Raw genomic sequence first — 13,509 nt, forward strand, 5'->3', positions numbered from 1 at the left:
ACAGAAGAGAGTTAGGCATCTTTCGCCTGCTCTCTTCTGTTACGTCAGAATGAACTTGGAGTGAAAACAGTGAAAATAATTGTCCAAAAATTTGGCGGTACATCTGTCAAAGATGATCAAGGTAGAAAAAGGGCACTTGCACATATCTTATCTGCAAAAGAGAAAGGCTATAAGTCGGTTGTTGTCGTTTCTGCAATGGGACGAAAAGGCGATCCCTATGCGACAGATACGCTGCTCGGTCTGCTTTACGGCAGCGCGCAGCATATGACAAACAGAGAAAAAGACTTACTTGTTTCCTGCGGGGAGAATATCTCAGCTGTTGTGTTTTCAAGTATGCTGAATGAAAACGGCCTAAAGGCTGTAGCGATGACTGGAGCTCAGGCGGGCTTTGTGACAGATAAGGAGCATACAAGTGCGAAAATTATTGACATGAAGTGCGAACGTCTGGAAGCAGCACTGTCTGAACATGATGTTGTCGTTGTCGCTGGGTTCCAGGGAGCCGCGAAAAATGGAGACGTGACAACAATCGGACGAGGTGGCAGTGATACGTCCGCAGCAGCTTTAGGCGCTGCATTGCAGGCAGACTTTATTGATATTTTTACAGATGTAGAAGGCGTTATGACAGCAGATCCCCGCATTGTTGAAAATGCAAAACCGCTGAGAGTCGTGACATATACGGAAATTTGCAACCTCGCATATCAAGGGGCAAAAGTCATTCACCCGCGAGCTGTTGAAATTGCGATGCAGGCAAAAGTACCAATGAGGGTGCGTTCAACATACTCTGATGATGAGGGCACACTCGTTACATCACATTACTCCGATAAAATGAGCCATGATGTGTATGACCGCCTCATTACGGGTATTGCACATGTCAATGATGTGACACAAATCAAAGTCCCTGCAAAAGAAGGTCAGTACAGCGTACAAACAGAGGTCTTCAAAGCAATGGCAAACGCACAAATCAGTGTCGACTTCTTCAACATCACACCGAGTGAAATTGTGTATACAGTGACAGGTGCAATGACTGAAAAGGCAACGTCGATCCTAAAAGAACTTGGCTATACACCAATTGTGACAACAAATTGTGCGAAAGTATCAGCTGTTGGCGCAGGCATTATGGGTGTACCAGGTGTCACATCTAAAATTGTAACGGCTCTATCCGAGCAAAACATTCCGATTTTACAATCGGCTGACAGTCATACGACCATTTGGGTGTTAGTGAACGAAGAAAACATGAGAGCGGCTGTCAATGCCCTGCATGAAGTGTTTGAACTTTCAAGATAAATGTGATTGAATCATGATGAGGTGAAAAAAATGAATTTCGGAAATATCGCAACAGCTATGATTACACCTTTTGATAAAAAGGGCAACATCGATTTCCAAAAGCTATCAATTCTCATTGATTACTTGTTAAAAAACGGCAGTGACTCCTTAGTCGTTGCAGGGACAACAGGCGAATCGCCAACTTTATCGAATGAAGAAAAAGTCGCTCTTTTTCAGCAATCGGTCAAATTAGCAAATGGTCGTTGTAAAATCATTGCAGGAACAGGCAGTAATAATACAAATGCGTCTATCAAACTAACGAAAAAAGCAGAAGAAGCGGGCGTTGATGCAGTGATGCTTGTCGTACCTTATTACAACAAGCCATCACAGGAAGGCATGTATGCACACTTTAAAGCCATTGCCGAGTCTACATCTCTTCCTGTCATGCTTTACAATGTACCAGGAAGAACGGCAGCTTCATTAGCACCAGAAACAACGATTAAGCTTGCGCAAATACCTAACATTGTTGCCATTAAAGAAGCAAGCGGCGATCTTGATGCTATGACAAAAATCATTGCAGAGACGCCAGAAGATTTCGACGTATATTCAGGGGACGACAGCTTAACACTTCCAGCTGTATCTGTTGGTGCAAAAGGAGTTGTCTCGGTTGCGTCTCATATCGTAGGACTGGATATGCAGCAAATGCTGAAAAGCTATGCTTCAGGCCAAACAGCGAATGCAGCATTGATCCATCAAAAGCTGCTTCCAATCATGAAACAGCTTTTCTCAGCACCAAATCCAACGCCTGTCAAAACAGCCCTTCAGCTGAAAGGACTAGACGTCGGATCTGTTCGTCTTCCGCTTTTGCCTTTGTCAGAAGAAGAGAGACTGGATTTAAGCAGCGTTTTAAACAGCTGATCAAAACAAAAGATTTCGTAAGCGGTCATTCTCAGATGTCCCTGAGTATGACCGTTTTTTATACATAAACACTTTCTTAAAATGTGACTTCATCTTGTTTTCTAAAATTAGATTCAGTTATAATAGCATTAAGCGATGATGGACGGGCTTGAGACTAGGAGGATAAGAATTTTGAAAAAGAAAAATACAGAGAACGTAAGAATTATTGCACTCGGAGGCGTTGGAGAAATCGGAAAAAACCTATATGTCATTGAGATTGATTCGGACATATATGTAGTAGATGCAGGTTTAATGCATCCAGAAAATGAAATGCTGGGCATTGACGTCGTCATTCCTGATATCTCTTATTTAACAGAGCGTGCTGATCGGGTGAAAGCAATTTTTCTTACCCACGGACATGATGAAGCAATCGGAGGCGTATTCCATTGCTTGAGCAAATTGTCTGTACCAGTCTACGGAACGAAGCTGACCCTTGCGTTACTTCGAGAAAAATTAAAGCAGTATGGCTTCAATCAAAAAGCTGATTTGCGTGAGGTACATGCAAAATCAGTCATTACTTTTGAAACAACAAAAGTATCGTTCTTTAGAACGAATCACAGCATTCCTGATTCAGTTGGGATCAGCTTCAAAACCTCTCTTGGTTCAATCGTATGCACAGGTGATTTTAAATTTGATCAAACCCCAGCGCTTAACCAAGCCTGTGACATCGGAGAGATTGCGAAAATTGGGAACAACGGCGTTTTAGCACTACTTTCAGACAGTGCAAATGCTGAAAAACCAGGCTATACACCTTCTGAGGCGCTCGTCCAAGACGAAATCTCAAATGCGATGTACAATGCTGAAAATCGTGTGATTGTTGCTGTGTCTTCATCTAATATTAACCGCGTGCAGCAAATCATTAATGCAACAAATCAAAATGGCCGTAAGCTTGCAGTTGCAGGGAAAAATATGATGACAACCCTACAGCTGGCGATCAAGCTTGGTTATGTTACAGCAGACGAAGAATTATTTGTACCCGTTCAAGAAGTGAAGAAAATGGCGAAAAACGACGTAGTTATTCTGACCGCTGGAAGCCACGGAGAGCCGCTTGCTGCTTTAACAAAAATGGCGAAGCAAAATCACAAACAGCTTCATATTGAAAAAGATGATACAGTTGTGATTGCATCTACACCTCTTCCTGGACAAGAACTCACATATTCTAAAACAGTGGATTTCCTTACAAGAAGCGGAGCACAAGTCATTTTTGCGCAAAAACGTGTACATGTATCTGGACATGGCTGCCAAGAAGAGTTAAAGCTAATGCTGAACTTACTAAAACCGAAGTATTTAATTCCGGTGAATGGCGAATATCGTATGCAAAAAGCACATTCTCGTATTGCTGAAGAAGTAGGCATGAAACGCAGTGACATTTTCTTGATTGATAAAGGCGATGTTGTTGAGTTTAGAGGACAGAATGTCAAAATCGGTGAAAAAGTTCACCAAGGAAACATTTTGATCGATGGTCTTGGCGTTGGTGATATCGGAAACATCGTGTTACGCGATAGACGTCTATTGTCTCAAGACGGCATCTTGATTGTTGTCATTACGCTCGATAAGCAAAAGAAACAATTAATTTCTGGACCTGAAATCATCACAAGAGGATTTGTCTATGTAAGAGAATCCGAAGAGCTGATTGTGAAAGCAACAGAAATGGTCAAAGGGATTGTCAAAGAGCAAACGGAAAACTCAATTGTTGAATGGTCAACATTGAAACAATCCATGCGCGATGTGCTAAATCAATTCCTATATGAAAAAACAAAACGTAAGCCGATGATCATTCCAATTATTATGGAAGTGTGATGAGAAAAGCCCAAAGAGTATAAGCTCTTTGGGCTTTAGATTGTTGACAAAGTGCTAAAATGAACTTCATTTTAGCACTTTGTCTTCTTTTTAGCGTGATAGAAAACCTTTGCAGTCTAGAAAGGACGAGCACCGGAGCGGAGCGAATTTGACATTCGTGAGCACCGAAGCGTAGGACTGCGGGCGAATGCGAGGGTTTGTCTACACGCTAAGCCCAAGGAGTATAAGCTCTTTGGGCTTTTTTGATGTGGCATGAGGAATGCGGATGGAATATGCCCTATTTGTTCATAATAGGAGAAGAGTTTGAGGAAAGGATGGAGACAAATGGACGAAAAGAATGAACAGCAGCCTGAGCGAAAGCCAGAAGAAAAAGACAGTATTATGAGCAAAATACAGCAGCTTGGTGAAACAGCCGTTCCGCAGCTGCCGCAAGATACAAATATCCATTGCCTCACCATTATTGGACAAATTGAAGGCCATATGCAGCTTCCACCGCAAAATAAAACAACCAAATACGAACATGTCATTCCACAAATCGTAGCCGTTGAACAAAACCCTAAAATAGAAGGTCTTCTGATCATCTTAAATACAGTAGGAGGAGATGTTGAAGCGGGACTTGCGATTGCAGAAATGCTTGCTTCTTTATCAAAGCCAACTGTCTCGATTGTGCTTGGCGGCGGCCACTCCATAGGTGTCCCGATTGCTGTATCGTGTGACTATTCGTATATTGCAGAAACAGCTACGATGACCATTCATCCTGTGCGTTTAACAGGTCTTGTGATTGGCGTTCCGCAAACCTTTGAATACTTAGATAAAATGCAGGAAAGAGTCATTAACTTTGTCACAAGCCACTCCAACATTACAGAAGAGAAGTTTAAAGAGCTTATGTTCTCAAAAGGCAATTTGACGAGAGACATCGGAACAAATGTCGTTGGTCATGAGGCAGCAGAATACGGACTCATGAATGAAGTGGGCGGTGTAGGACAAGCGATTAAAAAGTTGAACGAACTTATCGGAGACAGGGCATCTCAAAACGAGGGGCTGATCCAATGATTTTATATACGCCTATGCCATATGAAGCCATTTACGCTGAGGAACAGGGAGAACGCAAACTCCAGCAGGTAAACATTCAAGGTGTGCCAGTGATGGTTGAAATGAAAGAAGATGAAGCAGAAATCGTTCAAGTCATGAGCACCAATCCAATGGATTTTCTCAATCAAGAGCTTGCACCAGGCAAGCGATTGAAGTTACATTTAGGCACCAATCAAACCGACTCATATGAATGATTCTATGCTATAATAAAGGGAAAACTTACAACAAGATGCAGCCAAAACCAGGCTGCTTTCTTTCTGATCTTTCGGTAGGTTATATTTTCTTTCGTAGTAAGGTGATGAGTATGGCTAAAAAGAGAAAACGGAAAACGAGAAAAAAACAAAATAAACAGCTAAAACTGAAATATGAATTAAATGGGTTAGTCTGTATTGCCATAGCGATCATTGCCATTTTACAGCTGGGCGTTGTTGGACAAACCTTTGTACATCTATTCCGATTCTTTGCAGGTGAATGGTTCATTCTCTGCCTTATCGGATTATTTCTTTTTGGTGTGACGATTTTCTGGAAAAAACAAATCCCAGATATTTTAACAAGAAGAAAAGCAGGTCTCTACTGCATCATTGCGAGCATCTTGCTTTTGTCACATGTGAAGCTCTTTCAGCATCTTTCATCTGCTGGTGTCATTGGCTCTCAAAGTGTGATTAGAAATACATTTGAGCTTTTCTTGATGGATATGAAAGGTGAAACAGGATCGCCTGATTTAGGGGGCGGCATGATCGGCGCCGTCTTGTTTGCTGCTTCTTATTTCTTATTTGCACAAGCAGGCTCGCAAATCATGGCGATTGTTCTGATGCTGATTGGAATTGTCCTGATTACAAACCGATCCCTTCAGGAAATGGTGAAAAAAGTGACGATTCCTCTATCACAATTTATGGTGAAGCAGTGGAAAGCGTTTGTTGAAGATATGAAAGGAATCAGGCAGGCGAAAAAGAGCGCGTCCTCTCAGAAAACAGGTGAAAAGAAAAAACGTTCACGCATTCAAGAAGAAGACGAGGATGATCTGATCTTGATCGAAGAGGAAACACCGTCTTCTGATAATAGCCAGCCGATTATTTCAAGCTTTGCAGATAGAGATGACATTCTCACCCCGACGGTTCAAAAAAAGCAGGCGGCAAAAGAGACAGCGCCTCTTCAGGACTCTGTGCAAAGTGCACCAGTTCAATCAGATACAGCCGATGAACCAAAAGAGGCACCGCCGATGACATTTACAGAACTTGAAAACAAAGATTACGAATTGCCGTCACTTGATATTTTGGCAGAGCCCCAGCATTCAGGTCAGCAAACAGATAAGAAAAATATTTATGAAAATGCCAGAAAGCTTGAAAAAACATTTCAAAGCTTTGGTGTGAAAGCAAAAGTCACACAGGTTCATTTAGGTCCAGCTGTGACCAAATATGAAGTATATCCAGATGTTGGCGTGAAGGTCAGCAAAATCGTCAATCTAAGTGATGATTTAGCCCTTGCCCTTGCAGCAAAGGATATTCGAATTGAGGCTCCGATTCCTGGCAAATCAGCCATCGGCATCGAAGTTCCGAATGCAGAAATTGCTATGGTTTCATTAAAAGAGGTATTAGAATCGAAGCAAAATGACCGTCCAAATGCCAAGCTCCTCATTGGACTCGGCCGTAATATCTCGGGTGAAGCCGTGCTTGCTGAAATGAACAAAATGCCGCATTTGCTTGTAGCAGGTTCGACTGGAAGCGGAAAAAGTGTGTGTATCAATGGTATTATCACAAGCATTCTCATGAGAGCGAAGCCTCATGAAGTGAAAATGATGATGATTGATCCGAAAATGGTTGAATTAAATGTGTATAACGGTATTCCGCACCTTTTGGCTCCTGTCGTAACAGACCCTAAGAAAGCATCGCAGGCACTGAAAAAAGTAGTCAGCGAAATGGAACGCCGCTATGAATTGTTTTCGCATACGGGGACAAGAAATATTGAAGGATACAATGATTACATTAAACGGATGAATCAAACAGAAGATGCTAAACAGCCAGAGCTTCCTTATATTGTTGTCATAGTAGACGAGCTTGCAGATTTAATGATGGTCGCTTCCTCTGATGTGGAGGATTCCATTACAAGACTTTCTCAAATGGCTCGTGCTGCGGGAATTCATTTGATTATCGCCACACAAAGACCTTCTGTCGATGTCATTACAGGTGTCATTAAGGCCAACATCCCGTCCCGCATTGCCTTTAGCGTATCCTCTCAAACCGATTCAAGGACGATCCTTGATATGGGAGGCGCAGAAAAGCTTCTGGGCAGAGGGGACATGCTGTTTTTACCTGTTGGTGCAAACAAGCCGGTTCGTGTGCAAGGCGCCTTTTTATCAGATGAAGAAGTGGAGCATGTTGTGGATCACGTGATCACACAGCAAAAAGCTCAATACCAAGAGGAAATGATTCCGAGCGAAGAAACGCAGGATCAGCTTGCGGCTGTGGAAGATGATCTGTATGATGAAGCAGTTGAATTGATTATCGGCATGCAGACGGCTTCTGTTTCTATGCTGCAAAGAAGATTCCGCATCGGTTATACCCGGGCGGCACGTCTCATTGACGCAATGGAAGAGCGGGGCGTGGTAGGCCCATATGAAGGAAGTAAACCGAGAGAAGTTCTTCTCTCAAAAGAACAATATGACGAGCTCTCTTCATAATTGAAGAGAGCTTTCCTGAAAAAATAGTAAACGATAGTATGATTATGTTAACTGGATGTCAGACTATTTATTTATTTGCAAAAACATGATATAGTTATGTTCAACTTATCTCGGAATAGAGATTTCTCATCTTATCATTTGCATTGATTAGACGGAGGGAAAACATGTCGACCAAAACAGACAATCGCCATTTATATTTGAAAGTGATTGACCGTATTAAAGAAGATATTCAAACAGGTGTATATGCCGAAAAAGAAAAGCTGCCTTCTGAGTTTGAGCTCTCAAAACTTTTAGGTGTGAGCAGAGCGACACTGCGTGAGGCCCTTCGTATATTAGAAGAAGAAAAGTATTTAATTAGAAGGCATGGGGTAGGGACTTTCGTCAATTCAAGACCGCTTTTTTCGACAGGCATAGAACAGCTGACAAGTGTCACGAAAATGATTGAGCAGGTCAATATGACGCCTGGCACCATCTTTTTATCCTCGCAAGAAGGGGAGCCAACAGAGAATGATGTCATTCGTTTTCAGTGTGATAAATCTGATGGGATTTTTTCAATGGAACGCGTTCGAACGGCAGATGGGCAGCCAGTTGTTTATTGTTTAGATAAAATTCCGGTCAAACATCTTCCCGCTTCTTTTACACATGAAGAAGAGTCTCTTTTTGAGCTGTTTGGAAGAGAACCGCACAGCGGGATTAAATATGCAGTTGCTGACATTGAACCAATTGGCTACCACGATCAGGTCTCACCGATTCTAGATTGTGACCCTGAAACGGCGTTATTATTACTGAAACAAATGCACTATGATCAGGATGATCAGCCGGTCTTATACTCCCTCAATTATTTTCGAGCGGATAAATTCAGCTTTCATGTCATACGCAAACGATTTTAACAAGCAGTCGCTTCCATAGGCGTCTGCTTTTTGTTTGCCCATACATAATACTCGTCAAACTTGCCACACTAATACGTAACAGTATATAGAATTGGGTGAATGATGTTGGGCGAGAAAACAGTCAGTAAAAAGAATATCATTGCATTATCATCAGTCCCTCTAATCATGACACTAGGGAACTCGATGTTAATACCAGTATTGCCAGAGATAGAAAAGAAACTCTCGATTACTTCCTTTCAAGTCTCTCTCATTATTACGGTATATTCGGTTGTAGCCATCTTATGTATTCCAATCGCCGGTTACTTATCAGACCGGATTGGGCGGAAAAAGGTACTGCTGCCGTGTCTTTTAATCGCCGGACTTGGAGGAGCTGTGGCAGCAGTCGCCTCAACGATCATGAAAGAACCTTATATGTGGATTCTGTTTGGAAGGGTCCTTCAAGGGATTGGTTCAGCTGGAGCCGCACCTGTCGTTATGCCGTTTATTGGAGATTTGTTTCATGATGATGAAGAGGTCAGTGCAGGACTTGGCGCCATTGAAACCTCTAATACAGCAGGTAAGGTACTAAGCCCTATTATTGGGGCACTTCTTGCTTCATGGTTTTGGTTTGTGCCTTTTTGGTTCATCCCGTTCTTTTCGATCATCAGCTTTCTCATGGTACTGTTCATGGTAGAGTCGGCGAAAAAAGAGGAGGACCCGCCTACATTTAAAGAATTTTTAAAATCAACAAAGACCATTTTTAAGCATGAGGGACGCTGGCTTTATGCCATTTTTGCTATTGGCGGTTTTATTATGTTTCTTCTTTTTGGTGTGCTTTTTTACCTATCCGATAACCTAGAGGCGGCTTATCAAATAAAGGGCGTCAAAAAAGGGCTCTTGCTGAGTATTCCGCTCCTTTTTCTATCAATCAGTTCCTACATTGCTGGAAAAACGATTGGAAAAGAAAAAGGAAAAATGAGAATCTTTTTAATTGTAGGGATGGCTTTGTTATCACTTTCTTATATTTTTTTATGGTGGAATCACAGCTTTTACGTATTGTTTATCTGTTTAAGCATTGGCGGAGTGGGCATCGGTATTGTGCTGCCTGCACTTGATGCGCTGATTACAGAAGGAATTGAAAAAGAGCAGTGCGGTACCATTACGTCATTTTATAGCAGTATGCGTTTTATCGGTGTTGCTTTAGGACCTCCGATTTTTGCCTATCTAATGGATAAAGGGGACTCCATAGTCTTTATTCTCTCGACCATTTGCAGTCTCATTTCACTATTTTTGGTCCTCTTTTTCATCCAGCCAGATGAAGAGGATGAGAGTGAACAATTAAAAACGGTTTAAATATAGAAAAAAGATGGTATTTTGCCATCTTTTTTCTTTTTTATAAATTGACATGTAAAATTTTGATAGTTAAACTAATGTATAGTAATATCTTTTAAATTATCCCAAATTGGAGGTGTTCAAAAACATTCATTTTCTGTCTTTCTTTAGGCAGAAATTGAGCTCGCGTGCTGATGATGGAGATATGCTTCTTCAACACGAAAGGACAATTGAATAAGTCATCCTGCCATTTGAAGGAGACGCAGTCAGCACTTCAGACACGCTCAAATACAGCAAATTGATTGAAGAACTAGAAGGAGCTTGAAGCAGCTATGTTGCAAATAATTAAAGCAAGATGGATTGTATTAGTGGTGTGGATGATAACAGCTGTGATTCTGTTTATTACTGCGCCCGATTTAGAGGAATTAACAAGAGAAAAAGGGCAATTAAAGGTTCCGGAGGGGACACCAACAGCTGAGGCACTTCACCTATTGGATAAGCTGTCAGATAAGAACGGGAAAAAAGATACAGGTGTGCTTGTATTCTCCGAACAACATCTGTTCCCTGCGAAAGAGCAGGAATTAAAAAAGGCTTTAGCTGCACTCATGTCAAATGCCCCAGAACTCCACATTGACGGAATTACTTCGTATTTTCATGTAGATCCGGACATTCAAAAACAACTTTTATCAAAGGATAAAAGTACACTTCTTGTTCCATTCAAATTCGACCACTACGAAACAAAAGCTGTGAAGATTAAAGAACAAATTGAGGAAGTTTTAAAGCCCTATCATGTCTCATATGAAATAACGGGCCAAAAATTTGTGGATTCAGATGTCATTCAAAGCTCTCAACAAGGTCTGAAGAAAACTGAACTTATCACGATGATTTTTATTTTCTTTATTTTAATCATTGTTTTCAGATCGATATTGGCACCTGTTGTTCCGCTCATTACGATAGGCATTTCTTACGCTGTCAGCCGGTGTATTGTAGCTTTTCTCGTAGAATATACACAATTTCCTCTATCTAATTTTACTCAGATTTTTATGGTAGCCATTATGTTCGGTATCGGAACGGATTATTGCATCCTGCTGTTAAGCCGTTTTAAAGAGGAGATCGGTCAAGGCCGTGATGTCAAAGAGTCGATTATCGTCACATATCAATGTGCAGGGAAAACGGTATTTTTCAGCGGCTTAGCCGTGTTAGTCGGCTTCTCAAGTATTGGATTTGCTAAATTCCAATTGTATCAATCAGCCGTTAGTGTTGCCGTTGGAGTGGGCATTCTGCTGATTGCCCTTGTCACCATCGTTCCCTTTTTTATGTCTGTTTTCGGAAAATCTCTATTCTGGCCATCTAAAAGAGAAAACATTCGGCACCCGCAAAGTAAAATGTGGGAATGGGCTGGGCGTTTTTCATTTAAAAGGCCGCTCATCAGCTTAGGGTTAGTCGCTCTTATTACGGTACCTCCTATTCTGATGTACGACGGCACCCTGTCTTATAACAGTTTAAATGAAATTGGGAATAAGTATGAGTCGGTGTCTGCATTTAATACGATATCAGAGCAATTTGGCTTTGGTGAAGCGCTGCCGCTGAATGTGCTTGTCGAAAATGATGATAAGCTAGATAATCAAGAAAAGATTGTCATGATTGAAAAACTGACTCGTAAATTAAATGACATTGACGAAGTCAAAACAGTCCGCAGTGTCACGCGTCCTGTTGGGGACGGGCTGAGCCAGCTTTATGTCACCTCTCAAGCGAAAGAGCTGGGAGGAGAACTTGGCAAAGGCCATGAAGGAATCGGGAAAATTTCAGATGGCTTGACCGAAACAAACCTCGCTCTTCTCAAACAAAAACCAAAAATTGAAGAATCCGCTCAAGGCATTGACCAGCTGATTGATGGAACAAAAGCAATCAAAAGCGGTGTCGGAGAAGTCAGGGAATCCCTAATCTCTTTAGAAGATGGGGTGAGACGCAGTAAGGAAGGCGTCGGCACCATTCGAAGTAAAATCAAAAAAGCGAAAAAAGAATTAGAGCAAGAATATCGCAGCAGCGAAACGATGATTCAAGAGCTAGAGCGTGTGGTGAATACACTTGAACGCCATGGAAAATCGAATCAGCAGCTGATGACAACCATTAAGAAAGTAAAAGCATCCTATGAAAATCTATCATTTGAAGCACTAGAAAATCGTCTTCCAGAAGTAAAAGACATGGATGAATATAAAGAAATCAAGAAAGTATTCAAAGAAACAAAAGGAATGCTTGATCAAGCAGGGGATCAAATGAGTGTATATGAAGAGGAAGCCGCTCATTTTAAGCAAAAGATCAAGCAGGCAGATCAAGTGATTCAAACCTTATCAAGCAAGCAAAAAGAAGTAAAACGCCAAGTGCAAGCACTCATGGACGGGCTTGATCAAATTTATGACGGCCTTGACCAAACAAATGAGGGCCAAAAACAATTGATTAAAGAAATGCCTAAAATCGAAGATGGTGCAGATCAGCTGACAGAAGGCCAAAAAGCCATCAAAAAAGGATTTAGCCAGCTTTCATCGAAACTTACGTTATTAACAGATGGATTAGATGAAAGTATTGAAGGGCTTGAGCAGGTCAAAAGCGGCTTCACCGAGGCTGACGGCTACTTAAAGCAGCTTCAGCAAGCGCCAGATGAAGAAGTAACGGGCTGGTTTATTCCAGAAGAAGTGCTGAAACGCCAAGAATTTAAGCAAATCTTTCATACGTATATGTCTCCAGATCGTAAATTAACGACTTTTGAAGTCATCTTAAATGTGAATCCATACAGCAATGAAGCGATGAAAGGTGTCGCGAAAATTGAGGAAACCCTTGATCAATATTTACCTGTAAGTGGACTCAAAAATGCCAAATACGGTGTATCTGGTATCTCAAGCTTAAATGTGGACTTAAAAGAAACGTCTGACGGTGACTTTATTCGAACTGTTATCTTCATGTTAATTGGTATTTTTATTATTTTAATTATTTTATTACGGTCAATCGTCATGCCAATATACTTAACACTTTCACTGATTTTAACGTATTTTACATCAATCGGGTTAACAGAATGGATCTTTAAAACATTTTTTGGCTACGATGGTGTCAGCTGGGCTGTTCCATTTTTCAGCTTTGTCATCCTTGTGACGCTCGGGATCGATTATTCCATCTTCCTCATGGATCGTTTTAATGAATGGAAGGGAGAGCATGTACAAGCATCGATGATATCAGCGATGAGAAATATGGGTTCTGTTATTATTTCTGCAGTTGCCATTTTAGCAGGTACGTTCGCTGCTATGCTGCCATCAGGAGTATTATCGCTTGTTGAAATTGCAACGGTCGTACTCATTGGTCTTTTATTATATGCTTTTGTTGTATTGCCCCTCTTTATTCCGGTCATGGTTCGTATTTTTGGTAAATGGAATTGGTGGCCGTTTAGAATGAAATAACGACTGGCGTCTCTGCTATGAGCAGAGGCGTTTTTATTTCCTATCCTTTCCTCTGATTGATATAATGTCT

The 13,509-nt window shown here is 41.3% G+C and carries 9 protein-coding genes; all 9 read left to right on the forward strand.

All coding sequences use genetic code 11. The features are described 5' to 3' along the window. Positions 1–69: 69 nt before the first annotated feature. Positions 70–1,284 (forward strand): aspartate kinase, encoded by a 1,215-nt coding sequence (dapG, locus tag MHB41_RS08215; protein WP_024427011.1) that lies wholly within the window; start codon positions 70–72, stop codon positions 1,282–1,284. Between the two features lie 30 nt (positions 1,285–1,314). After that, positions 1,315–2,181, forward strand: a complete 867-nt coding sequence (gene dapA, locus MHB41_RS08220) for a 4-hydroxy-tetrahydrodipicolinate synthase (protein WP_024427012.1) — start codon at positions 1,315–1,317, stop codon at positions 2,179–2,181. 171 nt (positions 2,182–2,352) lie between these two features. Beyond that, positions 2,353–4,020, forward strand: a complete 1,668-nt coding sequence (gene rnjB, locus MHB41_RS08225) for a ribonuclease J2 (RefSeq protein ID WP_012010007.1) — start codon at positions 2,353–2,355, stop codon at positions 4,018–4,020. Between the two features lie 324 nt (positions 4,021–4,344). Then, the gene (locus MHB41_RS08230) at positions 4,345–5,073 is read left to right on the forward strand and encodes a ClpP family protease (protein ID WP_024424124.1); all 729 of its coding nucleotides are present in this window, start codon (positions 4,345–4,347) and stop codon (positions 5,071–5,073) included. Further along, positions 5,070–5,306: a YlzJ-like family protein gene (locus tag MHB41_RS08235; protein WP_008344712.1), complete on the forward strand. Its 237-nt coding sequence runs from the start codon at positions 5,070–5,072 to the stop codon at positions 5,304–5,306. The genes MHB41_RS08230 and MHB41_RS08235 overlap by 4 nt, the downstream gene beginning before the upstream one ends. Positions 5,307–5,416: 110 nt before the next feature. Next, positions 5,417–7,789 (forward strand): DNA translocase FtsK, encoded by a 2,373-nt coding sequence (locus MHB41_RS08240; protein WP_141545648.1) that lies wholly within the window; start codon positions 5,417–5,419, stop codon positions 7,787–7,789. Positions 7,790–7,953: 164 nt separating this feature from the next. Next, the gene (locus MHB41_RS08245; protein WP_024424122.1) at positions 7,954–8,679 is read left to right on the forward strand and encodes a GntR family transcriptional regulator; all 726 of its coding nucleotides are present in this window, start codon (positions 7,954–7,956) and stop codon (positions 8,677–8,679) included. Positions 8,680–8,778: 99 nt separating this feature from the next. Continuing rightward, positions 8,779–10,011 carry an MFS transporter gene (locus MHB41_RS08250; protein WP_170825840.1) on the forward strand — a complete coding sequence of 411 codons (1,233 nt, stop codon included), beginning with the start codon at positions 8,779–8,781 and terminating at the stop codon, positions 10,009–10,011. A 311-nt stretch (positions 10,012–10,322) separates the two neighbouring features. Further along, on the forward strand, positions 10,323–13,439 hold the full coding sequence (locus tag MHB41_RS08255) for an MMPL family transporter (protein WP_081124406.1): 3,117 nt from the start codon (positions 10,323–10,325) through the stop codon (positions 13,437–13,439). The last annotated feature ends 70 nt before the right edge of the window (positions 13,440–13,509 follow it).

It is taken from the genome of Bacillus sp. FSL H7-0578, assembly GCF_038630855.1.
Lineage (GTDB): Bacteria > Bacillota > Bacilli > Bacillales > Bacillaceae > Bacillus > Bacillus safensis.